This is a genomic window from Micromonospora sp. WMMD734, assembly GCF_049178975.1.
In the GTDB taxonomy this organism is placed as follows: domain Bacteria; phylum Actinomycetota; class Actinomycetes; order Mycobacteriales; family Micromonosporaceae; genus Micromonospora; species Micromonospora wenchangensis.
In genome coordinates this window covers 3770407-3795477 of sequence record NZ_JBMHMK010000001.1, presented here as the reverse complement: position 1 = coordinate 3795477, position 25071 = coordinate 3770407, and the positions used below count along the sequence as shown (strand labels likewise).

Here is a 25071-nt window from a genome sequence, read left to right as displayed (position 1 = left end):
CGGTGCGGCCGTGGCGGGTGGCGGTGGTCGGTGGCGGGATCACCGGCCTGGCCGCCGCGCTGCGGCTACGCGACCGCGCCCCTGCCGACACCGAGATCACCGTGTACGAGCAGTCTGGCGCGCTCGGTGGCAAGCTGCGCACCGGTGAGCTGGCCGGCCGTACGGTGGAGTTCGGCGCGGAGTCGTTCCTGATGCGGGACCCGGCCGGGGGCGAGTCCGCCGCGGTGGCCCTGGCCCGCCGGCTCGGCCTGGCCGGGCGGATCGTGCACCCCACCGTCGGGCAGGCCGCGCTCGTCGTCGACGGCGGGCTGCGCCCGGTCCCGGGCGGCACGCTGGTCGGCGTACCCGGGGACCTGGCGGCGGTGGCGGCGGTCGCCGAGCCCACCCTGGACGCCGACCGCGACGGCGGCCGGCCGCTGCTCGACGCGGACCAGGACGTCTCGGTCGGGGAACTGGTCCGGGCCCGGTTCGGTGAGCAGGTGGTGCAGCGGCTGGTCGACCCGATGCTCGGCGGCGTCTACGCCGGCCGGGCCGACGACCTGTCCCTGGTCACCACCATGCCGGCGCTGGCCCGCGCGGCGCGGGTGGAACACACACTGGTCGGCGCGGTCCGGGCCGCGCAGGCCGCCGCGCCCCGCACCCCCGGCGCCCCGGTCTTCGGCACCCTGGACGGCGGGCTGGGCACCCTGGTCGAGGCGGCGGCCACGGCCAGCGGCGCGGCGATCCGGCGCAACGCGGCGGTCCGCGAGCTGACCCCGGTCGGCGACGGCTGGCGGCTGACCGTCGGCCCGACCCGCGACCCGGAACTGGTCGAGGCGGACGCGGTGCTGCTGACCGTGCCGGCCCGACCCACCGCCCGGCTGCTCGCCGGGTTCGCCGCGGCGCAGGCGGCGACCGTCGGCGGGCTGGACTACGCCAGCGTCGCGCTGGTCACCCTGGCGCTGCCCGCGCCGGCGCTGCCCCGGCTCTCCGGCTTCCTGGTGCCGGCGGGCGAGGGGCTGCTGATCAAGGCGTCGACCTTCTTCACCACCAAGTGGGGGCACCTGGCCGCGCCGGACGGGCTGGCCCTGGTCCGCGCCTCCGTCGGCCGGTACGGCGAGGAGACCTCGCTCCAGCTCACCGACGACGACCTGCTCGCCACCGTGCACCGGGAGCTGACCCGGGTGCTCGGGGTGGCGTTGCCCGCACCGGTCGCCGGTCACGTACAGCGCTGGGGCGGCGCGCTGCCCCAGTACGCCCCCGGTCACACCGGGCGGGTGGCCGCCGTCCGGGCGGCGCTGCGCGCGTCGCACCCCACCCTGGCGGTGGCCGGCGCGGGTTTCGACGGGGTCGGCATCCCGGTCTGCGTCCGCTCCGGCGAGAGCGCGGCCGAGGAGATCATCGAAGCACTGGGAGGATCGGGTCCATGACCGAGCAGAGCACCGAGCAGTCCAACGCGGCCCGGATCCGGGAACTCAACGAAACCGTGCGCTACACCATGTGGTCGGTCTACCGGGCCACCGGCGGGCTGCCGGCGCTGCGGGAGAACGTCACCGGCGAGGTGGAGTCGCTCTTCGAGGAACTGGCCGGCAAGGACGTCGTGGTCCGGGGCATGTACGACGTGGCCGGGCTGCGCGCCGACGCGGACGTGATGATCTGGTGGCACTCGTCGTCCAGCGACGCCCTCCAGGACGCCTACCTGCGGTTGCGCCGGACCACCCTGGGGCGGGCGTTGACCCCGGTGTGGTCGCAGTTGGCGCTGCACCGGCCGGCGGAGTTCAACAAGAGCCACATCCCGGCGTTCCTCGCCGACGAGGAGCCCCGGCCGTACCTGTGCGTCTACCCGTTCGTCAGGTCCTACGAGTGGTACCTGCTGCCGGACGCCGAGCGGCGGGAGCTGCTGGCCGAGCACGGCAAGATGGCGCGCGGCTACCCGGACGTCCGGGCCAACACGGTCGCCTCGTTCGCCCTCGGCGACTACGAGTGGATGCTCGCCTTCGAGGCCGACGAGCTGCACCGGATCGTCGACCTGATGCGGGACCTGCGGGCCTCCGGGGCCCGGCGGCACGTCCGCGAGGAGGTCCCGTTCTACACCGGCCGGCGTCGTTCGGTCGCCGACATCGTCAACTGCCTGGTCTAGGGCCTGTCCTGCCGATCATGGAAGCCAGATGATGGCGGCGATGAGGACCAGGCCGGACCGGTAGAGGGATGCGCGCTTGGCGTAGCGGGTGGCCAGGTCACGCCACTGCTTTAGCCGGTTGAAGCAGCGCTCCACGACGTTGCGCTTGCGGTAGATCGCCTTGTCGAAGGCCGGTGGTCGCCCGCCGTGGCTGCCCTTGGCGGCCCGGCGGGCGACCTGGTCCGAGCGTTCCGGGATGACGTGCCGGATCCCGCGTTGTCGCAGGGCTCGACGGGTCGAGTCATGCGCATAGCCCTTGTCCGCGATCAGCACCTCCGGTCGCTTGCGGGGCCGACCCGGCCCGGGCTCGTTGATCCGGATCGCATCCAGCAGCGCCAACAGCTGCGGGTTGTCACCGGCCTGGCCCGGGGTGAGCAGGATCGACAACGGCCGACCGCGTCCGTCGACAGCCAGGTGGATTTTCGTGCTCAGTCCGCCGCGGGATCGGCCGATGGCCTCGCCATCTTGCGTACCAGGTGCCGCCGGACTTGCCGTGGAGCCCCTTTTTTACGGGCGCCAGCGGCATGCTGGTGCGCCCGCACGATCGACGAGTCGATGCTGATCGTCCACTGCACCGGTGTGCCATCGTCGTGGACCTGCGCCGCCGCGAGAATCCGATCCCACGTTCCGTCAGCGCTCCACCGGCGCAGCCGTTCGTGGCAGGTCTTCCACGGCCCGAAGCGTTCCGGCAGGTCACGCCACGGCGCACCCGTACGCAGCTTCCACAAGATCCCGTTGATGACCTGGCGATGATCCCGCCACCGCCCCCGCGCACCGCCCGGCTCGGGAAGCAGCGGGGCGATCACCGCCCACGCCTCATCGGTCAGCTCACCACGACGTACCACCGGCACATCGTCAACGACCAACCGCTACAAGATCGACAGGACACGCCCTAGTCCGACCACCGGTCCGGTCGGCGTACCGGCCCGGCCGGGCGTGCCCGGCGTCGATCCGGGCGTGCCCGGTGGTGCCGCTCGGCCGGCGTGGTGCTGTCGGAATGTGGACGCGTCCGGCTCGCAGCCCGCTGCGGACGCTCCGGAGTGGAATGACGACGGTAACCTGAGAGATTCAAGACGGTAACTTCCGTGCCGTCGGGATCCACGGGGGCGTGCCGGTGTCGCAGATCGTCGAGTTTCCGCTGGAGGGTGGCGGCAGGGTCCAGTTCGAGACCCCCGCCGAAGAGGGCACCGTCCCGGTCGGCCGGGGCGGCGCGGCGGCGACCCGGGCGCACGAGACACTGGAATCGGCCCTGACGCACCTACGGCAGGTCAGCACCGCCGTGCTGCGCAACCTCCGCGATGTCGCCGAGCCACCGGACCGGGTCGCGGTGGAGTTCGGGGTCAAGGTGTCGGCCCAGACCGGGCTGATCATCGCCAGCGGCACCTCGGAGGCCAATCTCACCGTTCGGGTCGAGTGGGACCGGCCCGGCACGGAAACGTGAGCCGGATGGCGTCGTGATCATGGGCGCGCGGGGAAAGCCCGACGTGGGGCCGGTCCATCCGGTGCCTGACGACGCAGAACTCGCCGTCGCCGGGGTCCGCAACGCCGCCGGTACGGTGGTCGGCGCGGCCTTCCTGATCGATCGTCACCTGTTGCTGACCTGCACCCATGTCGTCCGGGCGGCCCTGACCGGGGAGGTCTCCCCGACGCCTGACGAGCCGGCTGACACCGCGTCCCTCAGCGGTGGGCAGGTCGAGGTGGTCTTCCCGCTGGTGCGCCGGGGACGGCCGGCGATCGCGGTGGTGCTGCCCCCCGACGACCCCGACGATCCCGACGACCCCGGTGACGTGACCGTCCTGCGCCTGGTGACGCCGGTGCCGGCGGGCATCCGGCCGGTCCGGCTGGCCCGACCGGGGGAGTCCGGCACCCGGGACCGCGTCTGCCGGGTTTTCGGCTTCCCGGGGGGCAAGGGCCGCTGGTTCGAGGGACGGGTCGTCGGGCCGGTAGGTGGCGGATGGATGCAGTTGGCCAACCCGACCGACGCCGGTTACCAGATCCAGCCCGGTTACTCAGGCGCCCCGGTCTGGGACCACCGGGTCCGCTGCGTGGTCGGGATGATCGTCTCGGCCGACCAGCGCACCAGGCCCCAACTCGAATACCCGGCCGCCTTCATGATTCCTATCCGGCGGCTGCCGGTGCCCGCCACGTTCGGCCCACCGCTGGTGGTGACCCGGTGGCGGCAGCCGTTCAGCCGGTGGCGTACCGATTCCGGACCACCTGCCGGCCAGCTGGCCCGGCCGGGGACGCCGGCACCGGCGGGAACGCCGTCACCGGACGCGGCGGCACGACCGCGCCGGCTGCGACCGGGGTGGATCGCGGCGCTGGTGGCGGTGCTGGCCGGCATCTGCATGGTCGCGCCCGAACCGTTGCCCGGGTGTCCCCCTGCGGCGGAGTTGCGGGTCGCCGTGGCCCCTGACGACCTGCTCACCTACCAGACGGTCGCCGCCGCCTTCCAGCGGTCCTCCGCGGTGCGCGGTTGCCGCACCGTGAACATGTTCGTCTACTCCGCATCGGCCGAGGAGGTGGCCAAGGGCCTGCGACACGACTGGTCGGCCTCGGCCGGGGAACCGGCGAGCAGCGGTCGTCCGGCGGTGCCGGGCTGGTACCCGGCCGACGTCGGCCCGCGTCCGGACGTCTGGTTCCCCGGTGCCGAGCCGCTCGACGACCAGCTGCGCAACCTGGACAGCGTGCGGGACTTCGAGACGGTTGCCTGGTCACCCCTGGTGCTGGGGGTGCCCCGGGGCCTCGTCGACGCCGACCGCGACGACCTCGACCGGCAACGCTCCCTGTCCTGGCCGGAGCTGTTCGGCAAGGCCAGCCGTTCCGCGACCGACCCGCCCGTGGTGACCGGTGGGGGCCGGCCGGTCCCCGGCGTCGGCTGGCAGGTGGTACGCCCCGACCCCACGCTCTCCCCGGAGGCCCGGATGGTCGACGTGGCCCTCTACCAGGACGTCGGGACGACCCAGCTCCGGCGGCAGGTGGAACAGCCGTTGGAGCGTACCCAGGACGCGCGCGGCTACCCGCTCGGCACCCTCGCCGCGGTGCTGTGCCGGCAGCGGCAACTCGCTCAGGACCCGTCCGCGCCCATGCCGCCCGCCGTGATCACCACCGAGCAGGCGCTCGTCCGGTTCAACGGCGGCCACCGGCTCGGCGACGCCTGCGCCGAACTGGGGCGGCCCACGCCCCACCGGTCTCTGGTCGCCTTCTACCCGAAGCAGACCCCGGGCGTCGAGCACCGGGTGGTACGCCTGCACTGGCCCGACGCGGTGCAGAGCCCGGTCGCCCGGTCCACCGCCGACGACTTCCGTCGCTGGCTGGCCGGCCCCGGCCGGGACGTGCTGCGGACCGAGGGGTTCCGGGTCGCCGGCCGCGACGAGCCCGGCTCCGGGCTGACCGAGACGAACGGGGTGCTGCCCGACTGGCCGTTGGAGAATCCGCAGTGGCGGCTGGCGGACGCCGCGGACGCCGCGGTGCTCGACACCGCTGACCGGCGCTACCGGGAGGCCCGGCGGCCGGCGCGGGTGCTGTTGGCCCTGGACAGCTCCGGTTCGATGCTGGCCCCGGCAGGTCGGGGCACCCGTTTCGACCTGGCGGTCGACGGGGTGGCCACCGCACTGGGGCAGCTGGGTGTGCGGGACGAGGTGGGCGTGTGGACGTTCTCCACCGCGTACCCCGGTGCCGCCGGACGGCCCCGGCCGGTGGGGCCGGCCGACCCGGCCCGGGACGCGGCCCTGCTCGCCCGGTTGCGCCGAACCGTGCCGTCCGGCGACACCCCGCTGCACCGGACCATCGACGACGGTTTCCGGGAGTTGCGTCGGCCCGGCGACCCCGAGGGCTACCTGCGGGCGCTGGTGGTGCTCACCGACGGACGGGACACGGCCAGCGGAGATCTGGTGCCCCGGCTCGACGGGCAACCGCCGGTGCGGCTCTACGTGCTCGCCGTCGGCGAGGCGAGCTGTGCCGACCGGGTGCGGGACCGCGCCCTGCGACAGGCCGCCCGGTCCACCGGCGGGGAGTGCCGGGAGGTCGCCGCCGAGACGATCGACCAGCGGCTCACCGAACTGTTCGCCCAGTTGTGGGAGAAAGGAGCCGAGCAATGACCGACAGGCAGCCGCACCGGGTCCGGTCGGCCACCCTACGGCGGCTACGCGTTCCGTCCGCCTTCCTGTTCGGCCTGGTGGCCGGCACCGTGCTCGGTGTGCTGGGCACTGTCGCCTGGTACGTGGCCCCGCGCGGCGCCGATCTGGAACCGGGGGATCTGGTGCTGCTCAGCGGCAGGGACACCAGCATCGACCAGCAACGGCGCAAGCTGATCGAACGGTGGAACGAAACCAACCCGCGCAACCAGGCCCGGTTGGAGGAGACCACGGTCAGCGCCGACCAGCAGCGCAGCGAGATGGTCGCGATCGCCCAGGCCCAGGCCGCCGGTCGTACGGAGAACCCGGTCCGGGACATCGACATCTACAACCTGGACGTGACCTTCACCGCCGAGTTCGCCGCCGCCGGCTACCTGCGACAGGTCGACGAGTCGCGACTGAGCGCGGGGTACCTCGACCAGTTCGTGCCGGAGGCCCTCGCCACCGGTCGTTACCAGGGCACCCTCTGGGCGCTGCCGTTCAATACCGACGCCGGCCTGCTCTACTACCGGACCGACCTGCTCGGGGTCCCCGGGGACCTCCCCGGCCAGCGCCGGTTCGACTGGCGCACCATCATCGAACGCAGCCGGGCGCTGACCGCCCCGGCGGGCCGCACGGGCCCCACCATGGGGTACACGGGCCAGTTCGGTCCGTACGAGGGGCTGACCGTGAACGGGATGGAACTGATCTGGGACGGCGGGGTCGAGCGCCTGGTCGACGAGAGCAGCAACCGGGTGATCTTCCAACGCCAGGAGTGGGAGCGGCGGCTGCGGGAGGTCGCCGCGGCGCGCGGGAAGGGTCTGCTCGCCGGTGACGCGTTCGGCGTCCCGGGTGACGAGCTCCGCAGCCTGGATGACTTCGGCGGTGGTCGGGCCCTGTTCATGCGCAACTGGCCGGTCAACTATCCGAGGCTGGACACCCCCGACGGGATGTCGACCCCTCGGGTGCCGTTCCAGGTGACGCGGTTGCCCGGCCCGTCGGCGCTGGGCGGCCAGAACCTCGCGGTGGCGAAGCAGAGCAAGCAGCCCCGGGCGGCCCAGGCCCTGATCGAGTTCCTGACCAGCCGGGAGAGCCAGACCCAGCTGTTCGAGCGGGGCGGTTTCGCCCCCACCCGCAACGACGTCTACGCCGACGAGGACCTCCGCTCCAGGTTCCCCTACCTGGCGCTGCTGGCAGAGGCGGTACGGGAGGCCCGGGTCCGGCCCCGGGTGCCGTACTACTTCTCGTTCAGTGAGGTGTTCCGCAAGGGCGTACGGACCGCGTTGGAGGGTAACGGGGCGTTGCCTGAGGACTTCGAGGCCCGCCTCAACGATGCCCTGCGCGGACGCTGATCCCGGTGACGGTGCCGGCCCGAACACGGAAGTAGTGGCCTCCGGGTGATGGGAGGCCACTACTTCCGCACGGTGTCCGGACCGGTCAGAGGGTCGCGGTGCAGACCGGGGTCGGGCTGGCGCCGCTGCCCGAGGCGAGGAAGCCGAAGGTGGTCTTCCCGCCGGCGGCCAACGCGCCGTTGTAGTTGACGTTGCGGGCGGTCACCGTCGATCCGCTGCTGGTCAACGTGGCGTTCCACGCCTGGCTGACCTGCTGGCCGCCGGAGTACGTCCAGTTGACCGTCCAGCCCTTGATCGCCGAGGAGCCGGCGGTCACGTCCACCTCACCCTGGAACCCGCCGTTCCAGGTCGAGGTCACCCGGTAGGTGGCCGTGCAGCCACCGGTCGCCGGCGGCGTGGTCGGCGGGGCGGTGGTGGGCGGGGCCGTGGTCGGCGGTGCGGTGGTCGGCGGCGCGGTGGTCGGCGGGGCCGTGGTGGGCGGCGCGGTGGTGGGCGGCGTGGTCGGGTTGGTGCCGCCACCGAAGTCCACGTCACTGCACAGGTAGTACGACTGATCCAGGTGGCTGGCCTGCCACACCGTGTAGACGATGTGCCGACCGGTACGACCCGGCGCGTTCACCGGGATCTGGATCGACACGCCGCCGGTGTCCCTGTCCCACTGGGACGCCGGGGTGTTGCCGATCTGCCCGGCCAGTTCCAGGTTGCCCCAGCCCAGCGGTGTGGTCAGCGAATTGAAGCCCTGCTTGGTGACGTACACCCGGATGTAGTCGGCGCCGTGGCTGGCCTGGTCGAAGAACTTCAGCCGGAAGCTGTTCGCCACCGACGTGGTCTTCCACGCGCCCACGGTGTCCAGGGCGTTGTAGCGGCCGTTCTGGGTGCGTCCGCCGCTGCACAGCTGGCCGTCCGGGATGGCGCCCTGGTGGTTGCCGGCGACACCCTCCCGGAACAGGCCGTTCCAGTTCCACATGGCCTGCGGGTCGGCCTGCCAGGCCTGCCAGCACATCGGGTCCTCGGTGGCCATGCGCGGGTTCTGGAACTCGGCGCCCCAGCGCTCCCAGCAGCTGTAGGCGCGGAATCCCGGGTTCACCACCGCGCCGTGCGCGGACGCCGAGTTGGCCAGGGCGGTGGTGAGCAACAGCGCGATGATCGCGCCGATGGTGAGCAGCGACCCCGCGAGCGCGGTGGGTCGTCTGCGTAGGACGGTGGACATGGAGCCTCCGAGGTAAGGGGTCGATCGATCGACGCCCGGACGGCCGGGAGTTGCCCCTCCCGTGCCTGCTGTGCGGCTCCCACGACGGCTCTGCCTCCGCAGGCTTGCATAGGAAAGCGGTATCCGTCAATCTTTCGGGCTGCTCGCCCCGCCGCGCCGCATGGGCAGGTGGGGGATGCCGTCCTCGACGTACTCCGGGCCGGTCACCGTGAAGCCGTGCCCGGCGTAGAAACCGGCCAGGTGGGCCTGCGCCTCCAACACGCACGGCCCGTCGACCAGCCGCAGCGCCTCGGTCATCAGCCGGCCGGCGAGCCCGCCGCCGCGGGCCGCCGGGGCCACCACCACCCGGCCGATCCGCACCACCCCGCCCGGGTCGGCGAGCAGCCGCAGGTAGGCCCGCACCATGCCGTCGTGGGCCAGCCAGAGGTGCCGGGTGCCGGGTTCGACGTCCCGCCCGTCCAGCTCCGGGTACGGGCAGCGCTGCTCCACCACGAACACGTCGATGCGCAACCGCAGCAGGTCGTGGAAGGTGCGTACGTCCAGCTCGGTGAAGCTGGCGACGTGGACGTCGACGGTCTGCGGTGCCATCAGGCGATGGTAGGCGGCCCGCCCGCCGGCCTGACGCGGCAGTGGCGTCAGGTCCCGCAGGGGGCGGGCCGGGCGGGTGCCGACCGGCGGCGCGGGCCGGGCGGGTGCCGACGACGGGTCAGACCGGGCGGGCACCGACCGCGTCGCGGATCTCCGCGCCCAGGGCCTCCACCGCGCGGGCGCAGTGCGCACAGCAGAAGAACCGGCCGCCGACCTCCACCCCGTGCCCGATGATCTTCACCTGGCAGTGCTCGCAGATCGGCGCGAGCTTGTGCGCCGCGCACTCGAAGGAATCGAAGGTGTGCACGTCACCGCTGACCGTGCGCACCTCGAACGCCATCCAGTAGTCGTTGCCGCAGACCTCGCAGGTAGCCACCCGTCACACCTCTCCGAATCGGACATCTGCCCCCAGGGTGCGACAGGGTGGGGGTCGCGCAGGGTGAAATGCCCCGGATCGGTCGGGTCGGACGGCGTTTCGCCCCGGCGTGTCGGGCGTTGGACGCGGTAGGACGCCCGACCCGGAGGATCACGTGATCAAGCGCAGCCTGCTTCTGCTCTGACTGCCCGGCATCGGTCCGGCCCGGTTCGGTTGCTCCGCCTCGGCGTCGGTTCAGCCCTGCTTGGGCTCCAGCCGGATCGACACCGAGTTCACGCAGTGCCGGGTGTCCTTCGGGGTGAAGCCCTCGCCGTGGAAGACGTGCCCGAGGTGGCTGTCGCAGCGGGCGCAGCGGATCTCGGTGCGTACCATGCCGAGGCTGGTGTCCTGGATCTCCCGCACCCGGCCCGGGATGGCGTCGTCGAAGCTCGGCCAGCCGCAGTGCGAGTCGAACTTGGTGTCGCTGGAGAACAGTTCGAGCCCGCAGGCCCGGCAGTGGTAGACGCCCGGGGTCTTCGTGTCGACGTACTCGCCGGTGAAGGGGCGTTCGGTGCCGGCCTCGCGCAGCACCCGGAACTCCTCCGGGGTCAGCCGGACCCGCCACTCGTCCTCGGTGCGGGGCAGTTCGCTCTCGTCAAGACTCACCGGTCAACCGTACGTCGGATGTCGGGGGCATCGCATATGGTCGCGCCATGGCGGCCAGCGGGAAGACGACGGCGACCGAGGTCGAGGTGGCCGGGCGCAGCGTCCGGCTGAGCAGTCCGGACCGGGTGATCTTCCCGGAGCGCGGGTTCACCAAGGCCGACGTCTTCCACTACTACGTATCGGTGGGCGAGGGCATCATGCGCGCCCTGGCCGACCGGCCGACCACCCTGCAACGCTTCCCCGACGGCATCGCGGGGGAGGCGTTCTTCTCCAAGCGGGTGCCCACCCGGGGGGTGCCGCCGTGGGTGCAGACGGTCGGCATCACCTTCCCCAGCGGCCGGGGCGCCGACGAGCTGCGGCCGACCGACCTCGCCCACGTCGCCTGGGCCGCGCAGATGGGCACGGTGGTGTTCCACCCGTGGCCGGTCCGGGCCGCCGCCGTCGACCACCCCGACGAGCTGCGGGTGGATCTCGATCCGCAGCCCGGCACCGACTTCGCCGACGCGGCGACGGCCGCCGCCGAGCTGCGGGGCATCCTCGCCGAGTTGGGCGTCACCGGCTGGCCGAAGACCTCAGGCGGCCGGGGGCTGCACGTCTACCTGCGCATCGCCCCGCGGTGGACGTTCACCGAGGTGCGCCGGGCCACCATCGCGCTGGCCCGGGAGCTGGAACGACGTCGTCCCGACCTGGTCACCACCGCCTGGTGGAAGGAGGAACGCGGGCAGCGGGTCTTCGTCGACTACAACCAGATGGCCCGGGACCGCACCATCGCCTGCGCGTACTCGCTGCGGGCCAACGCGCGGGCCACCGTCTCCACCCCGGTCACCTGGGACGAGCTGCCCGACGTCGATCCCGACGATTTCGACCTGCGTACGGTGCCGGTCCGGTTGGCCGGGCGGGGTGACCCGCACGCGGGCATCGACGACGACCCGGTCGACATCACGCCCCTGCTCGACTGGGCCGAGCGGGACGCCGGGCAGGGCCTGGGCGACCTGCCCTATCCACCCGACCATCCGAAGATGCCCGGCGAACCGAAGCGGGTGCAGCCGAGCCGGGCGAAGCGTCCGGCCGACGACGCCACCGGCTGAAATCGGAATGCCGGCGGCGTCGGTGGTGCGGACTGTTCGTCGGTAATCCGAAATCAGTTGCGCGGCATGCCACTCCCACGTGTGAAAATGGCTTTCCTGCGTACTCTTTCCGGTACTGATGATTGCGCTCGACTGGTCATGACGCCTACGGTCGAATATGAAAGGTAGGATGCGCGGACGTCGGCTGCACTCGTGTGAACAGGGCTTATGCCCTCGCTGTCGAGTGTCCGGTCGACTGCTGCCCGGCGGTGACAGTCGATTCGCCGGTCAGTGGCTCCGATTCATCCGACCGGACGCGGGCACCGGACAAGGGAATCACCATGGCGGCCACGACGAGAAGAACGCAGCGGATCGGCGGGGTGCCGGGCCGGCATTCCGTGATCCTCGAATACCTCAAGATCCTGCCGGCCGTGCTCACCGGGGTGGCCGCGGTCCTCGTCGCCCTCACCGGACTGCTGACCCTGCTCGTCAGATAGTTTCCGGCAGTCGGCCGGCAGGCCGTTCCGCATTCGGCTGCGGGGTCGCGTCCCCGGGCCGGCACCCGTCGACCGGCGCGGGGGTGTTCGCGGGTCGGGTAGAGGGTCGGGCCGTCCACGCGAGGAAACGGTCGAACAGTTCCGCCGGGGACGGGGCCGGGTGCGGATTGAGTCGCACCAGATCGGCGGTGGCCTCGAACAACTGGCTGGCCATGTAGATCGACAGTGCCACCAGGTCCCGCCGGTACTCCCTGGTCAGGAGCAGGCGGGCGGGTTGGCAGGGCCAGGGCGCGGCGCACGTCCGGCACCGCCACAGCGGGCGCATCGGCGGATGCCCACCTACAGGCCGCCGCTGCCGATCATGAACAGGCGAAACGTTCGACGTGGTCACGTCCTCATGGTGTCCCTGTCTGTTGTCTACGGCAATAGTCTCCGTAGTTGTCGGAGTCGAGGGCGGTGCCTGCTGTCATTGTCAACCTGTGGAGCTCGTCGGCGTGTCGGAGATCAGGACGATGCTCGGGAACGTCTCCCGGCAGCGCGCGTCCGTGATCGCCAACCAGCGGAACTTCCCGGAACCCGTGGCGGTGCTGGCGATGGGCAAGGTGTGGCGGAAGGTCGACGTCGAGGCGTGGATCCGCGAGCACCGGCCGGAGCTGGCCACGGACTGATCCCGGCCGGCCGACTGGGATGATCACCTCAATGTCGCTGCTGTTGCGGTCTGTGGCCGCCCTGAGGGCGCAACATCGGCCCACCTGAGTTGATCTCGGTCAGCGTTCGCCCTGATCGCGCAACCTCGGCCCACTTGAGCCGATCTCGGGGTCAGCGGCCGGCGGCGATCGCCTCGACCGCCTCCTTGGCGGTGCGCAGGTCCGTTCCGGTCGCCTCCCGGTACGCCTTGATCGCCCTGATCTTGTCGCCCCGGGCCAGGTGCTCCCGCACCCCGGGCAGGGTCGGGCCCCGGTCCACGACGCCCAGGTGCTCCATGATCAGCCGCTGGCGGCGTTCGATCTCCGTCAGCCGGAACGACACGTCGTCGCGGCGGTTGCGCAGCGGGAACTGCATCACCAGCGCCAGCACGAGGGCGAGAGTCGACAGCATCAGCGCGGTTTCCATGCCGCCGATCACACCAGATCCACGCCTGCGGGCCAACCGGCGGGCCAGGGTAACGATCAAGTAACGGGTGCGAACCTTTCCCACCGGGTCACCGCTCTTGCTCTCCGTCGGCCCGACCCCGGGCCCCGGGGAGGCAACGGATGAAGCTGGTGTGGAGGCGGGCCCGCGAGGCGCGGGGACTGCTGCTCGCGGCGGTCGCCGCCGCAGTGGTCGCGATCGCACTGGTCACCGGGCTGGCCGACTACAACCGGCGGGCCGTCGACGCCGGGCAGCGGGCCCTGATCACCGCCGCGCCCGTCGAGGAACGCAGCCTGCTGGTCAGCGGCTCCGGTGGCCGCGACCGCACCGAGTACGCCACCCGCGACCGGGCCGTCCGGGACGGCTTCGCCACCGCCCTCGAAGGCACCCCGATCCGGGTCTCCGCCGCCCGCTACGGCACCGGCAGGGAACTCACCGGCACCCTCGCCCCGGGCATCCGGACCGGCAAGGAACCTGTCTTCGCCACCCTGGCCACCCTGGACGACCTGGCCGCGCACGCCGACCTCGTCGACGGCGACTGGCCGACCGCCGGGGCCGGCCCGCTCCAGGCCACCCTGCCTGAGAAGGCCGCCGGCGCACTGGGCCTGCGCACCGGCGACCGGGTGCCGATGCGCGACCGCAGCGCCGACCGGCGTACCGAGGTGGTGCTCACCGGCACCTGGCGGCCCCGCGACCCGGCCGACCCGTACTGGCGGCTCGCCCCCGGCCTGGGCACCGACGCGGACGGCGACGCCACGCACGGGCCGTTCGTGCTCGACCCGGCCGACTTCGCGGCCACCTTCCCCGGCTCGGTCTCCGCCGCCTGGATGGTCGCGCCCGACCTGACCGCCGTCGGGGCGGACCGGCTGCCGGCGCTGCGCCGGGCCGTCGCCACCGCCGCGACCGGGGTGCCCGAGACGGCCGGGCTCGGCTCGTCCGCCCAGGCGGTGACCACCCTCGACCGGCTCATCGACCGGATCAGCCGGGCCGACCTGGCCGGCCGCTCGGCCCTGGCCACCCCGCTGCTGCTGATCGTGGTCCTCGGCGGGTACGCGCTGGTGCTGATCGCCGCCCTGCTGCACGAGGACCGGCGCGCCCAGACCGCCCTGCTGCGGGCCCGGGGCGCGGCCCGCCGGCAACTCGCCGGCCTGGCCGCCCGGGAGGCGACCCTGGTGGTCGTCCCCGCCGCCCTGCTCGGGCCGCTGCTCGCCGGTGGGGCGCTGCGCCGGGTCGCCGCTGACGGGCCGGTCGACCTCGGCGGTGCCGTCGGCGGCGGCCGGTGGGTCTGGGCGGCGGCCCTGGCCACCGCCCTCGGCTGCCTCGCCGCGATGGTCGCCCCCACCCTGCGCGGGGCGGGCACCTACGTGGCCGACCTGGCCGCCCGGTCCCGCCCCGACCGGGTCACCACCGTCAGCCGGGCCGGACTCGACCTGGCCCTGGTCGCCTTCGCCGCCCTCGCCTGGGTGCAACTGCGCCGCTACTCCTCACCGCTGGCCGGGGCCGGCAACGACCTCGGCGTCGACCCGCTGCTGGTGGCCGCGCCGACCCTGGGGGTGCTGGCCGGGGCGGTGGTGGCGTTGCGGCTGCTCCCGCCGGCCACCCGCTTCGCCGAACGGTTCGTCGACCGGCGACCGTGGACCGCCACCATCTTCGGGATGTGGCAGGCCGGCCGGCGGCCACACGCCGGCCCGGTGCTGCTGCTCGCCCTCGCCGTCGGCGGCAGCACGCTGGCCTGGTCGCTGGTCGCCACCGGGGAACGGTCCCAGGTCGACCAGGCCGACCACCGTATCGGCGCGGACCTGCGGCTGGTCGAACGCACCGGCGTCGCCCCCCTCGACCGGGCCGCCGCGCTCGCCGCGCTGCCCGGCGTCGACCGGGCGCTACCGGCCTGGCGCGACGACATCCGGGTCGGCCGGGACGACCGGCAGGCCACCGTGCTCGGCCTGGACACCGCCCAGGCCGCCGAGGTGGCGAAGCTCAGCGACCGGCTCGCCGACCGGCCCGCGCGGGAACTGTTCGCGCAGTTGACCGCCGCCCGGGGACCGGCCCTCGGGCTGCCGCTGCCGGCCGACGCCCGCAGCCTCACCGGCACCGTGAGCACCCCCGTCGACCAGGCCGTCGCCCCGCACCGGATCGCCGTGTCGGTGCTGCTCACCCGGGCCGACGGGCTGGCCTACCGGCTGCCCGTGGCGCGCACCGGCAGCGACGGGCGGGCCGTCGGGTTCCGGGTCGACCTGCCCGCCGTCGCGGGACTGCGACTCGCCGGGTTCGAGGCCGACGGCGGGGACGTCGCCGGCACCGCGTACGCGCTGAAGGTGCGGGACCTGCGCACCGTCGGCCCGGACGCCCGGTCCACCACGTTCACGCCCACCGGCCGGTGGCGGGTGGCCGCCGCCGAGTCCACCGGGAACAGCACCGCCACCGCCGACGGGGCCGGACTGACCGCCACCCACCCCGTCGGGTTCCTCGACGGCGGCCGGTACGCCTACCAGCCCGCGTCCCGCTTCGCGGTGGTGCCGGACGGCCCGGACACCGCCGTACCGGCCCTGATGACCCCGGCCGTGCGGGCCGCGCTCAACGTCCGGCCCGGGGAGACCGTGCAGCTGACCCTGTCCGGGGTTTCCCTGCCGGTGCGCCTGCTCGGGGAGGTGACCGCGCTGCCCGCCACCGCCGGCGACGGGGTGCTGCTCGACCTGCCCGCCGCCACCGACTGGCTGATCCGCAACTCGGGCACCGTCCGGCCGGTACCCGAGTGGTGGCTGCGGACCGACCCCGCCGCCCACGCCGAGGCGTCCCGGGCCGCCGCCGCACTGCCCGGCACGACCCTGCTGGACCGCCGGCAGGCCGCCGCCGTGGCTGCCGACGACCCGTACTGGCAGGGGGCCCGGACCGGGCTGCTGGCCGCCGCCCTCGGCTCGGTGCTGCTCGCCCTCGTCGGCCTGGTGGTCGACGTGTGGGCCACCGCCCGGCACCGGATCGGTGAGTTCTCGGTGCTGCACACCCTCGGCGCGTCCCCCCGGCTGCTGGCCCGCGCGCTGCTCGCCGAACAGACCTTCCTCGCCGGGATCGGTGTCGGCGTCGGCCTGCTGCTCGGCGCGGTGGTCGGAGCCACCATGGCACCCCTGGTGATCCTCACCCCGGCCGCCGGGCGACCCGTGCCCGCGCCGGCGTTCGCCCTGGCCTGGGCCCCGATCGGGTGGACCGTGGCGGGGCTGCTGCTGGCCGCGCTGGCCGGCAGCGCGGCGATGGCCACCGGGCTGCGGCAGCGGGTCGCCGCCGCCCGGCTGCGCACCGGAGGAGACCGGTGACGACCACGACGACCGGACCGCTGCACCACGGGGAGGACCAGCGATGAACATCGGCGTCGTGATCCGTCGGGTACGCGCCCACAGCGGGCAGTTCCTGCTGCTGGCCGCACTGACCCTGGTGATCGCCCTGCTGGTCGCCGGGGTGCCGAGGGTGGCCAACCGGCTGGCCGACCAGGGGCTGCGGGAACACCTCGCCGCCGAACCCGGCGCCCGCCGCGACCTGACCTGGACCACCCGTCCCGTCGTCGACGCGCCACCGGCCAGCAGCCGGGCCGCCGACCTCGACACGTTCCAGCAGCGGATGCCCGCCGACGTGCGCGCCGCCGTGGCGCACCGCTGGTACGCCGCGCAGACCCCCGGTGACCTGGTCACCGGCCCCGACCTGGCCCGGGGCAACTACCTGGTGCAGTTGGGCCTACGCGCCACCCCCGGCATCGAGACGACCGGCACCCTGGTCGAGGGGCGCTGGCCGGCCGTCCCACCCGACGACGACGCCCCGGTGCAGGTCGCCCTCGCCGCCGACGTCGCCGGCCGGTTCGGGCTGCGCGTCGGCAGCCGGCTCCGGCTCGCCGCCCCCGACCCGCAACACCCGTCCACCCCGCTGACCGTGGTCGGCCTGTTCCGTCCCGTCGACCCCGCCGACGGAAGCTGGGACGCCCTGCCGTCGGTGCTCCAGGTCGGCGAGCCGGAGGGCGACGGTCAACCCTTCATCCTGGTCGGGACGGTCGCCGTCGCCGCGCTGGACCGGCTGGCCGGGCAGGGGCGGCCGATCTCCTTCACCTGGCGCTACCGGCTCGGCGCGGACGGCATCGACGTACGGCGCATCGACCAACTCGTCGACGGGGTGCAACGGCTGGTCCGCGCCAGCACCGCCACCGACACCGAGTTGACCCAGGGCGTCGACGTGCCGCTGCGCGAATTCAGCCGGGCGGTCACCTCGGCGCGTACCCTGCTCGCCGTCATCGCCGCCGGGGTGCTGGCGACACTCGCCGGGCTGGTCGTGCTGGCCGCCGCGCTGGCCGTACGCCGCCGCCGCGCCGAGTTCGTGCTGATCCGCGCCCGGGGCGGCGGGGCCACCACCGGACTGCGGCGCAGCCTCGCCGAGTCGCTGCTGGTCGTCCCGCCCGCCGCCGGGCTCGGCTGGCTGCTCGGTGGCCTGCTGCCCGGTGCGCCAGGTGGCACCGGGCCGCTCGCCGTGGGTGCGACAGTGCTGGTCACCCTGGCGCTGCCGGTGGCGACGCTGGCCGTACCGTCCGGGGTGGTCGGGCGGCGGGACCTGGGCCGGCTGCGGCCGTCCGCCCGGCGGGCCACCACCGAGGCCGCGCTGGTGCTGCTGGCCGGGCTGGCGGTGGTGCTGCTGCGGCGGCGCGGCCTCACCCCCGGCACGGTGGACCCGCTGCTGGTGTCGGTGCCGGCGCTGGTCGCGGTCGCCGCATCGGTGCTGGCGCTGCGGCTGTACCCGTGGCCGGTGCGGCTGGCCGGGCGGCTCGCCGCGCGTACCCGGGGAAGTGTCGCCTTCCTGGGCACGGCCCGCGCCGGCCGGGCGGCGGCGGCCACCCCGCTGGTCGTGGTGGTGCTCGCGGTCGCCACCGCCGCGTTCTGCGCGGTGGTCGCCACCGGCATCGAGGACACCCGCGACGACGTCGCCACCCGGGCGGTGCCGGCGGACGCGCTGATCCGGGGCGACCGGCTCGCCCCGGACACCGGGCCGGCACTGGAGCGGCTGCCCGGGGTGCGGGCCGCCACCGGACTGGTCGACGAGTCGGCGCAACGCCTGGCCACCGATGCCCTGGGCACCGACGCCCGGCTGCGCGACACCAGCGTGCTGCTGGTCGACGGCCCCGGCCTGGCCCGCACGGCACGGGCCGCCGGCCGGGACGTCCCGGTGCCCGGCCCGCTGCGCGACGCCCGGCCGGGCGACGGCCCGCTGCCGGCGGTGGTCTCCCCGGCGGTCGCCGCCGACCTCGCCGACGCCGGCCTGCGGTCCGCCTTCGTCACCGTGCAGGGCCAGCGGTACGAGTTCGTCCCCGCCGGCACCGTCGCCGACTTCCCGCTGGCCCGGCCGAACACCAGCCGGTACGTGGTGCTGCCGTGGCAGGCGCTGCCCCGGCGGGACAGTCCGCCGGTGCCCACCGGGTTCCTGGTGGCCGGCGACCGGCTCGACGCCGGGGCGCTGCGTCAGGCCGGGGACGAGGGTCAGCAGCGCTACCAGACCGGCGGCGCGGTCACCGGCCGGGAACGGCCCCGGGGCGTGGCGGTGCAGACCTGGGCGCAGACCCGGCTGCGGTTGGGTGGCGGCGGCGCCAACGGGCTGCTGGCGTTCGGGTTCACCACCGGTGCGGTGGCCGGTGCGGTGCTGGCGCTGCTCGCGGTCGCCTTCACCGTGCTGGCCGGGGCCCGCGCCCGGGGCGAGGTGCTGTCCCGGCTGCGCACCCTCGGGCTGTCCCGCCGGCAGTGGCGGGGGCTGCTGCTGGTGGAGCTGGCCCCGCTGGTCGGGGTGTCGGTGCTGACCGGCGCGCTGGTCGGGGTGCTGCTGCCGGTGCTGCTCACCCCGCTGCTCGGTCTCGCCGCGTTCACCAGCGGCACCCCGGTGCGGGTGGGCTTCGCCCCCGGCACGGTCGCCGCCACGGTCGGACTCGGCGCGGTCGCGCTGGGCTTCGCCCTGGCGGTGGAGGCCCTGAACAACCGTCGGATGCGCCTCGGCGAGGTGCTCCGGCTCGGAGAGGAGAGCTGAGATGACCACGACCGCCCCGAACCCCGTCGTCCCGGACCTGGCCGACCTGCAACGCCGGGCGGCGCAGCGGGCGGCCGAACGGGCCGGCGGGCAGGACCGGCTGCGCGGGCACATCGTCTGCGACGGGCTGGTCCGGATCTTCAAGACCGAAGGGGTCGAGGTGGTCGCCCTCCAGGGGCTCGACCTGGTGATCGACCGGGGTGAGCTGGTGGCGATCGTCGGGGCCTCCGGTTCGGGCAAGTCGACCCTGCTCAACATCCTCTCCGGGCTGGACACCCCGACCGCCGGCATCGCCCGGGTCGCCGAGTACGACCTGCTGTCGCTGTCGGCCCGCCGCCGGTTGGCCTACCGGCGACGCACCGTCGGGTTCGTCTGGCAGCAGACCGGCCGCAACCTGCTGCCGTACCTGACCGCGCGGGAGAACGTGGAACTGCCGATGCGGCTGGCCCGGCGCGGTGGGGGCGCACGGGCCCGCCGGCAGCGCGCCGGGGAACTGCTGGACCTGGTCGGGGTGGGGTACTGCGCGGACCGGCGACCGGGTCAGCTCAGCGGGGGTGAACAGCAGCGCTGCGCGGTGGCGGTGGCGGTCGCCAACGACCCGGAGGTGCTCTTCGCCGACGAGCCGACCGGGGAACTGGACGAGGCGACCGGCGCGGAGGTCTTCGCGGCGCTGCGCACCATCAACGCCGAACTGGGGGTGACCGTGGTGGTGGTCACCCACGACCACGCCGTCGCCGACCAGGTCCGCCGCACCGTCGCGATCCGCGACGGCCGGACCGCCTCCGAGGTACGCCGCACCACGCGCATCGGCGTCGACGGCAGCACCGAACTGGTCAGCGAGGAGTACGCGGTGCTGGACCGGACCGGCCGGATGCAGCTACCGACGCCGTTCGTGGAGGCCCTGGCCCTGCGCGACCGGGTCCGCCTCGACCTCGCCCCGGACCACGTGCAGGTCCGCCCCGGCGACCGGACGCCACAGCAGAACGGGAGTGACGCATGAGCGAGCAGGTCCCCGCCGTCCGGTCCGCCGGGGCGGTCACCGACGAGGTGGTACGGGTCGAGCAGGTGAGCCGGACGTTCGGCCGGGGCCGGCACGCCGTGCACGCCGTCCGCGAGGTCTCCTTCACCGCCGCCCGGGGCGAACTGGTGGCGGTGCGGGGGCGTTCCGGCGCCGGCAAGACCACCCTGCTCAACCTGGTCGGCGGGCTGGACCGCCCGGACGCCGGCCGGGTCCGGGTGGCCGGGCACGACGTCACCGACGCCGGTGAGGACGAGCTGTTGCGGTTGCGCCGGGGGACGGTGGGCTTCGTGTTCCAGACCTTCGGGCTGGTGCCGATCCTGTCGGCGGCGGAGAACGTCGGGGTGCCGCTGCGGCTGGCCCGGGTCCCGGCGGCGGAACGCGAGGAGCGGGTGGCGGTACTGCTGGAACTGGTGGGTCTGGGCGCCCACGCCCGACAGCGCCCGTATGAGCTGTCCGGCGGGCAGCAGCAGCGGGTCGCCGTGGCCCGCGCCCTGGCCAACGAACCCGACCTGCTGATCGCCGACGAGCCGACCGGCCAACTCGACTCCGAGACCGGCCGGGCGATCATGGATCTGCTCCGCGCGGTGGTGCACGCCCGGGGGATGACCGCCCTGGTCGCCACCCACGACCCGGCGCTGATCCAGGTGGCCGACCGGACGCTCACCCTGCGCGACGGCCGCCTGGCCGACGACTGACCCGGTCAGAGGGGGAGTTTCATGCCCTCGTGGCTGGCGACGAAGCCGAGGCGTCGGTAGAACCGGTGCGCGTCGGCGCGGGACTTGTCGGTGGTGAGCTGCACCAGCCCGCAGCCCCGCTCGCGGGCCCGGTCGATCGCCCAGCTCATCATCGCCTCACCCACCCCCTGCCCGCGCAGGTCGGCGCGGACCCGCACCGCCTCCACCAGCGCCCGTTCCGCACCGTGCCGGCCCAGCCCCGGAATGTAGGTGAGCTGGAAGCAGCCGACCACCTCCCCGTCGCGCTCGGCCACCAACTGCTGGTTGCGCGGGTCGGCGGTGATGGCGTCGAACGCCCGCTCGTATGCCGCGTCCACCGTGTGGTGCTCGCGGGCCCGGCCGAGCACGTCGTCGGCGAGCAGGGCCAGGATGGCGGGCAGGTCGGCGCGGACCGCCTCGCGCAGGGTCACCTCGGTCACGCCGGGCAGCCTGTCACAGCGACCCTTGTCGATCGACGGGCGGAGGTGGCGGACGGGGTGCAGCATGATGCGACATGGAGCCGTTGCTGCTGCCGTTCCGGTGGATCTACCGGGGTCTGGTGTACTTCGCCAACTCGCCCCGGACGCTGATCGCGTCGTACCTGCTGATGATCGTGGTGGCCGGGGTGATCTACGGCCAGGTGGAGCACCGCAGCGCCGCCGACGCGGTGTGGTGGGCGGTGGTCACCGCCTCCACCGTCGGATACGGCGACATCTCGCCCACCACCTGGCCAGGGCGGGCCCTCGCCGCGCTGCTGATCTCCACCATGGTGCTGCTGGTCATCCCCCTGATCACCGCGCACTTCGCCAGCCGCCTCATCGTCGACGACGACGCGTTCGAGCACGTCGAGCAGGAGGAGCTGAAGAACGACGTGCGGCGGATGCGGGCCCTGCTGGAGGAATTGGCCGCCCGGCAGGGCATCACGCTGCCGGAACTGCCGCCGCCACCGGCCCCACCGGACCACGCGACCCTGATCCGGCAACGGCTACGCGGACGCCGCAACCGCCGCTGACCCGCCGCCCGCCTGGTCCGGCGTCGACCCGCCCAGGGGCCTGCCGTCGTCGGTCAGCGGGCGGGGCAGCGCAGCCCCTCCCGGGGCACGGTGAGCGAGATCAGGTAGGCGTCCACCGCCTCGGTGATGCAGGCGGTCTGCGGATAGGCGGTGTGCCCCTCGCCCTCCCAGGTGAGCACCCGCCCGACCCCCAGCATGTCGGCCAGCCTGGCGGTCTGCTCGTACGGGGTGGCCGGATCACCGGTGGTGCCCACCACCACGATCGGCGGAGCGCCGTCGGCCCGGCCGGTCGGGTACGGGTCCCGCCCGCCCGGCCACTCGACACACCCGAACATGCCCACCGCCAGGGCCGGCCCGAACAGCGGGTACTTCTGCCGCCACTCGGACTGCAACCGGCGGATCTGGTCGACGCTGGGCTTCTCGGTCTCGTCGGCGCAGTTCACCGCCAGGTTGGCGTCGAAGAGGTTGGAGTAGTGCCCGTCCTCGCCCCGCCCGGCGTACGAGTCGGCGAGCGTGAACACGTCGGACGGGTCACCCTCGTCGAGGCGGTCGATCGCGCGGGCCAGTTCCTCCCAACCCGACTCGGTGTACAGCGAGGAGATCACCGCGTAGAAGACCCACCCGGAGGTGGCCTCCCGTCCGTCGGCACCGCGTACCGGGGAGACCTTCGCCTTGTCGATCGCCGAGGTCACCGCGCCCCGGGCGTCCGGCGCGACCGGGCAGCGGCCGGCGTTCGCCGCGCACCACCTGTCGAAGTTGTCGAACGCCCGCTCGAAGCCCCGGGCCTGGCTCTCCGACCCGGCCACCAACTGCTGCCGGGGGTCCACCGCGCCGTCGAGCACCAGCGCCCGGACCCGCTGCGGATAGAGCTGCGCGTAGGTCGCGCCGAGCAGGGTGCCGTAGGAGTAGCCGAGGTAGGTGAGCTTGTCGTCGCCGACGGCGGCCCGGACCGCGTCCATGTCCCGGGCGGCCTGCTCGGTGCCGTAGAGCGGGAGCTGGTCGCCGTAGCGGTCGCCGCAGCCCCGGCCGATCCGCCGGTTGAGCGCCTGGTAGCCGTCGAACGACTGCTGGCTGCGCGGATCGGGGTCGTAGCCGAAGCTGGCGTCGAGGTCGGCGTCGGAGATGCACTTGACCGGGCTGGACCGGGACACCCCGCGCGGGTCGAAGCCGACGATGTCGAACCGGTCGGTCACCGCCGTGGGCAGCCCCCCGAACGACGGCCCGAACGACAGGTAGACGGCGGTGTCCACGCCGGACCCGCCCGGCCCGCCCGGGTTGATGACCAGCGACCCGATCCGGTCCCGCTGCTTGGATGAGCGGACCCGCAACAGCGCGATCTCGAAGGTCTCGCCGCTGCCCGGCCCGGCGGTCGCCCCCGTGCCGGTGCCCCAGTTGCGCGGCACGGCGATCCGGGCGCACTCGTAACGCATGCCCGGGGCACCCCGGCCGACCAGATCCTGGGCGACCTCGGGACAGGGCCGCCAGGTCGGTGCGGTGCCGGTCCGCGCCGCCGCCGAGTCCTCGGTACGCGGGGCGAACGCCGGCAGGGTGCACCCGGTGACGAGCAGTGCGCCCGCGACGAACCCGGCCAGGGCGAGCCGGAACCGGCGGTTGCGGCGGGCGGTGCTGGTCACCGGCGAACCTCCATGATCGGGGTAGCAGTCAGGCTACGCCGGGGTGTCGCCGGCCGGCGGCACGGTCGCCGCCGGATCACCCCGGAGCACCTGGTCGACGTCGAAGCGCACCGGACGGTCGAGCTGGTCGTAGCGGCAGGACCGGGGATCGCGGTCGGGCCGCCAGCGGACGAACCGGGCGGTGTGCCGGAACCGGTCGCCCTCCATCGCGTCGTAGCCGACCTCTACCACCAGCTCGGGCCGCAGCGGCACCCAGTCGAGGTTCTTGTCGCCCGTCCACCGGCTGACCCCGCCGGGGATGCGCTGGCCGCGCTCGTGGTCGCCGTGCGCCCACGGGTGCTCGCCCGTGCCCTCCCGGTAGGGGGCCAGCTCGTCGAGCAGCTCCTGCCGGCGGGCCATGGTGAACGAGGCGCTCACCCCGACGTGGTGCAGCACCCCGGCATCGTCGTAGAGGCCCAGCAGCAGCGAACCGACCACCGGCCCGGACTTGTGCCAGCGGAACCCGGCCACCACCACGTCGGCGGTCCGCGCGTGCTTGACCTTGGCCATCAGCCGCTTGCCCGGCTGGTAGGGCAGGTCGGCCGGCTTGACGATCAACCCGTCCAGGCCGGCGCCCTCGAACACCTCGAACCAGCGCCTGGCGGTCTCCGGGTCGGTGGTGACCTGGGTGACGTGCACCGGCGGCCGGACCCCGGACAGCGCCCGCACCAGGCGCTCCCGCCGGGCCGGGTAGGGCTGGTCGACCAGCAGCTCGTCGTCGAGGGCGAGCAGGTCGAAGGCGACGAAGTCGGCCGGGGTCGTCCCGGCGAGCAGGGCGACCCGGGAGGCGGCCGGATGGATCCGCTGGGCGAGCTGTTCGAAGTCGAGCCGGGGCTGCCCGCCCGGACCGTCACGCCGGATCACGATCAGCTCGCCGTCGACCGCGCACCGCTCGGGCAGCTGCGCCCGGACCTGCGCCACCACCTCGGGGAAGTAGCGGGTCATCGACTTGCCGCCCCGGCTGGCCAGCTCGACCTCGTCGCCGTCGCGGAACACGATGCAGCGGAAGCCGTCCCACTTGGGCTCGTAGGTCAGGCCGGGATCGGTGGGCAGGCGGGCCACGCTCTTGGCCAGCATCGGCTCGACCGGGGGATTGATCGGCAGGTCCACGGCGACAGTCAACCAGACACCACCGACAGTGGTGAGGCGGATCACCGTGGGTGCCGGTCCGGCGTGTCTCCGCCTGTGCCGTCCGTCCCTGCGGATACGGATCGCGTCGGCCCGGCCCGGCGCTAGCCTCGCCGGATGGAGTGGCGGTGTGGTTGCTGTGGGCGCTGGCGGGTGACCGTCGAGCTGGTCCGCGGCCGGCACCGCTACCGGCTGGTGCACCGCTACCCGGACCGCTTCGGCGGCGGCAAGAACGTGCTCGGCGAGGTGGGCACCGTCGCCGAGCTGACCGACCTGCTCCGCCGGCACACCCCGCTCGACCTGGCCGACCTACGCGAAGCCGGCTGACCCCGACCCCGGCACC

General features: G+C 74.0%; 23 protein-coding genes and 1 pseudogene. 14 read left to right on the top strand and 10 right to left on the bottom strand.

Annotated elements, in window-relative coordinates; all coding sequences use genetic code 11:
- Positions 1 to 2 precede the first annotated feature (2 nt).
- A complete protein-coding gene (gene hemG, locus ACN267_RS16015; protein ID WP_421489025.1) occupies positions 3 to 1409 on the top strand; it encodes a protoporphyrinogen oxidase in 1407 nt (468 codons plus the stop codon).
- Positions 1406 to 2119, top strand: coding sequence for a hydrogen peroxide-dependent heme synthase (gene hemQ, locus ACN267_RS16010; RefSeq protein ID WP_204957051.1), 714 nt, complete (start codon positions 1406 to 1408; stop codon positions 2117 to 2119). The genes hemG and hemQ overlap by 4 nt, the downstream gene beginning before the upstream one ends.
- Before the next feature lie 15 nt (positions 2120 to 2134).
- Here hemQ and ACN267_RS16005 read toward each other — a convergent pair.
- A protein-coding gene (locus tag ACN267_RS16005; protein ID WP_282273828.1) for an IS5 family transposase occupies positions 2135 to 3003 on the bottom strand; the annotation gives its coding sequence in 2 pieces (ribosomal slippage) (positions 2135 to 2661 and positions 2661 to 3003; 870 coding nt in all).
- A gap of 269 nt (positions 3004 to 3272) precedes the next feature.
- On the opposite strand from ACN267_RS16005, the gene ACN267_RS16000 reads away from it, so the two are divergent.
- The 3 genes from ACN267_RS16000 (at position 3273) to ACN267_RS15990 (ending at position 7625) form a co-directional block, all read left to right on the top strand.
- On the top strand, positions 3273 to 3599 hold the full coding sequence (locus tag ACN267_RS16000; protein WP_204957052.1) for a CU044_2847 family protein: 327 nt from the start codon (positions 3273 to 3275) through the stop codon (positions 3597 to 3599).
- Between the two features lie 61 nt (positions 3600 to 3660).
- Positions 3661 to 6258 (top strand): trypsin-like peptidase domain-containing protein, encoded by a 2598-nt coding sequence (locus tag ACN267_RS15995; protein ID WP_421489024.1) that lies wholly within the window; start codon positions 3661 to 3663, stop codon positions 6256 to 6258.
- On the top strand, positions 6255 to 7625 hold the full coding sequence (locus tag ACN267_RS15990; RefSeq protein ID WP_421489023.1) for an extracellular solute-binding protein: 1371 nt from the start codon (positions 6255 to 6257) through the stop codon (positions 7623 to 7625). The genes ACN267_RS15995 and ACN267_RS15990 overlap by 4 nt, the downstream gene beginning before the upstream one ends.
- A gap of 85 nt (positions 7626 to 7710) precedes the next feature.
- Here the strand turns inward: ACN267_RS15990 and ACN267_RS15985 are convergent, their stop codons facing one another.
- From ACN267_RS15985 to msrB, 4 genes are all read right to left on the bottom strand, one after another.
- Complete coding sequence (locus ACN267_RS15985; RefSeq protein WP_204957055.1) at positions 7711 to 8835, bottom strand: lytic polysaccharide monooxygenase auxiliary activity family 9 protein; 1125 nt, start codon at positions 8833 to 8835, stop codon at positions 7711 to 7713.
- 126 nt (positions 8836 to 8961) lie between these two features.
- Positions 8962 to 9423 (bottom strand): GNAT family N-acetyltransferase, encoded by a 462-nt coding sequence (locus tag ACN267_RS15980; protein WP_421489022.1) that lies wholly within the window; start codon positions 9421 to 9423, stop codon positions 8962 to 8964.
- A gap of 118 nt (positions 9424 to 9541) precedes the next feature.
- A complete protein-coding gene (locus ACN267_RS15975; protein ID WP_204957057.1) occupies positions 9542 to 9799 on the bottom strand; it encodes a Prokaryotic metallothionein in 258 nt (85 codons plus the stop codon).
- 234 nt (positions 9800 to 10033) lie between these two features.
- Positions 10034 to 10444, bottom strand: coding sequence for a peptide-methionine (R)-S-oxide reductase MsrB (gene msrB, locus ACN267_RS15970; protein WP_204957058.1), 411 nt, complete (start codon positions 10442 to 10444; stop codon positions 10034 to 10036).
- A 47-nt stretch (positions 10445 to 10491) separates the two neighbouring features.
- On the opposite strand from msrB, the gene ligD reads away from it, so the two are divergent.
- Positions 10492 to 11532, top strand: a complete 1041-nt coding sequence (ligD, locus tag ACN267_RS15965; protein WP_204957059.1) for a non-homologous end-joining DNA ligase — start codon at positions 10492 to 10494, stop codon at positions 11530 to 11532.
- A gap of 320 nt (positions 11533 to 11852) precedes the next feature.
- Positions 11853 to 12008 carry a hypothetical protein gene (locus tag ACN267_RS15960; protein WP_158224222.1) on the top strand — a complete coding sequence of 52 codons (156 nt, stop codon included), beginning with the start codon at positions 11853 to 11855 and terminating at the stop codon, positions 12006 to 12008.
- 112 nt (positions 12009 to 12120) lie between these two features.
- Here the strand turns inward: ACN267_RS15960 and ACN267_RS15955 are convergent.
- Positions 12121 to 12333 (bottom strand): annotated as a pseudogene (locus ACN267_RS15955) (hypothetical protein); the annotation flags it as partial.
- Positions 12334 to 12487: 154 nt separating this feature from the next.
- Here ACN267_RS15955 and ACN267_RS15950 point away from each other — a divergent pair.
- The gene (locus ACN267_RS15950) at positions 12488 to 12676 is read left to right on the top strand and encodes a hypothetical protein (protein ID WP_204957060.1); all 189 of its coding nucleotides are present in this window, start codon (positions 12488 to 12490) and stop codon (positions 12674 to 12676) included.
- A 151-nt stretch (positions 12677 to 12827) separates the two neighbouring features.
- Here the strand turns inward: ACN267_RS15950 and ACN267_RS15945 are convergent, their stop codons facing one another.
- Positions 12828 to 13121: a hypothetical protein gene (locus tag ACN267_RS15945; protein ID WP_421489021.1), complete on the bottom strand. Its 294-nt coding sequence runs from the start codon at positions 13119 to 13121 to the stop codon at positions 12828 to 12830.
- A 140-nt stretch (positions 13122 to 13261) separates the two neighbouring features.
- Here ACN267_RS15945 and ACN267_RS15940 point away from each other — a divergent pair, with 140 nt between their 5' ends.
- From ACN267_RS15940 to ACN267_RS15925, 4 genes are read left to right on the top strand one after another with little or no spacing between them, the layout of a single operon-like run.
- Complete coding sequence (locus ACN267_RS15940) at positions 13262 to 16447, top strand: FtsX-like permease family protein (protein WP_421489020.1); 3186 nt, start codon at positions 13262 to 13264, stop codon at positions 16445 to 16447.
- A 43-nt stretch (positions 16448 to 16490) separates the two neighbouring features.
- Positions 16491 to 19181 carry an FtsX-like permease family protein gene (locus tag ACN267_RS15935; RefSeq protein WP_281899504.1) on the top strand — a complete coding sequence of 897 codons (2691 nt, stop codon included), beginning with the start codon at positions 16491 to 16493 and terminating at the stop codon, positions 19179 to 19181.
- A gap of 1 nt (position 19182) precedes the next feature.
- Positions 19183 to 20181, top strand: coding sequence for an ABC transporter ATP-binding protein (locus ACN267_RS15930; RefSeq protein WP_204957064.1), 999 nt, complete (start codon positions 19183 to 19185; stop codon positions 20179 to 20181).
- The gene (locus ACN267_RS15925) at positions 20178 to 20897 is read left to right on the top strand and encodes an ABC transporter ATP-binding protein (RefSeq protein ID WP_204957065.1); all 720 of its coding nucleotides are present in this window, start codon (positions 20178 to 20180) and stop codon (positions 20895 to 20897) included. The genes ACN267_RS15930 and ACN267_RS15925 overlap by 4 nt, the downstream gene beginning before the upstream one ends.
- Before the next feature lie 5 nt (positions 20898 to 20902).
- Here the strand turns inward: ACN267_RS15925 and ACN267_RS15920 are convergent, their stop codons facing one another.
- Positions 20903 to 21346: a GNAT family N-acetyltransferase gene (locus ACN267_RS15920; RefSeq protein ID WP_421490429.1), complete on the bottom strand. Its 444-nt coding sequence runs from the start codon at positions 21344 to 21346 to the stop codon at positions 20903 to 20905.
- Positions 21347 to 21429: 83 nt separating this feature from the next.
- On the opposite strand from ACN267_RS15920, the gene ACN267_RS15915 reads away from it, so the two are divergent.
- The gene (locus ACN267_RS15915; protein WP_421489019.1) at positions 21430 to 21927 is read left to right on the top strand and encodes a potassium channel family protein; all 498 of its coding nucleotides are present in this window, start codon (positions 21430 to 21432) and stop codon (positions 21925 to 21927) included.
- A gap of 53 nt (positions 21928 to 21980) precedes the next feature.
- Here ACN267_RS15915 and ACN267_RS15910 read toward each other — a convergent pair whose 3' ends face one another.
- Positions 21981 to 23561 (bottom strand): alpha/beta hydrolase, encoded by a 1581-nt coding sequence (locus ACN267_RS15910; protein WP_421489018.1) that lies wholly within the window; start codon positions 23559 to 23561, stop codon positions 21981 to 21983.
- 33 nt (positions 23562 to 23594) lie between these two features.
- Positions 23595 to 24710 carry an ATP-dependent DNA ligase gene (locus tag ACN267_RS15905; RefSeq protein WP_281903155.1) on the bottom strand — a complete coding sequence of 372 codons (1116 nt, stop codon included), beginning with the start codon at positions 24708 to 24710 and terminating at the stop codon, positions 23595 to 23597.
- A gap of 135 nt (positions 24711 to 24845) precedes the next feature.
- Here ACN267_RS15905 and ACN267_RS15900 point away from each other — a divergent pair, with 135 nt between their 5' ends.
- Positions 24846 to 25055 carry a hypothetical protein gene (locus ACN267_RS15900; RefSeq protein ID WP_204957070.1) on the top strand — a complete coding sequence of 70 codons (210 nt, stop codon included), beginning with the start codon at positions 24846 to 24848 and terminating at the stop codon, positions 25053 to 25055.
- Positions 25056 to 25071: the final 16 nt, after the last annotated feature.

Coding starts and splice junctions, on each gene's coding strand:
- hemQ (WP_204957051.1), top strand. CDS start 1,406: ATGACCGAGCAGAGCACCGAGCAGTCCAACGCGGCCCGGATCCGGGAA.
- ACN267_RS15990 (WP_421489023.1), top strand. CDS start 6,255: ATGACCGACAGGCAGCCGCACCGGGTCCGGTCGGCCACCCTACGGCGG.
- ACN267_RS15985 (WP_204957055.1), bottom strand. CDS start 8,835: ATGTCCACCGTCCTACGCAGACGACCCACCGCGCTCGCGGGGTCGCTG.
- ACN267_RS15980 (WP_421489022.1), bottom strand. CDS start 9,423: ATGGCACCGCAGACCGTCGACGTCCACGTCGCCAGCTTCACCGAGCTG.
- ligD (WP_204957059.1), top strand. CDS start 10,492: ATGGCGGCCAGCGGGAAGACGACGGCGACCGAGGTCGAGGTGGCCGGG.
- ACN267_RS15960 (WP_158224222.1), top strand. CDS start 11,853: ATGGCGGCCACGACGAGAAGAACGCAGCGGATCGGCGGGGTGCCGGGC.
- ACN267_RS15945 (WP_421489021.1), bottom strand. CDS start 13,121: ATGGAAACCGCGCTGATGCTGTCGACTCTCGCCCTCGTGCTGGCGCTG.
- ACN267_RS15940 (WP_421489020.1), top strand. CDS start 13,262: ATGAAGCTGGTGTGGAGGCGGGCCCGCGAGGCGCGGGGACTGCTGCTC.
- ACN267_RS15935 (WP_281899504.1), top strand. CDS start 16,491: ATGAACATCGGCGTCGTGATCCGTCGGGTACGCGCCCACAGCGGGCAG.
- ACN267_RS15930 (WP_204957064.1), top strand. CDS start 19,183: ATGACCACGACCGCCCCGAACCCCGTCGTCCCGGACCTGGCCGACCTG.
- ACN267_RS15925 (WP_204957065.1), top strand. CDS start 20,178: ATGAGCGAGCAGGTCCCCGCCGTCCGGTCCGCCGGGGCGGTCACCGAC.
- ACN267_RS15915 (WP_421489019.1), top strand. CDS start 21,430: ATGGAGCCGTTGCTGCTGCCGTTCCGGTGGATCTACCGGGGTCTGGTG.
- ACN267_RS15900 (WP_204957070.1), top strand. CDS start 24,846: ATGGAGTGGCGGTGTGGTTGCTGTGGGCGCTGGCGGGTGACCGTCGAG.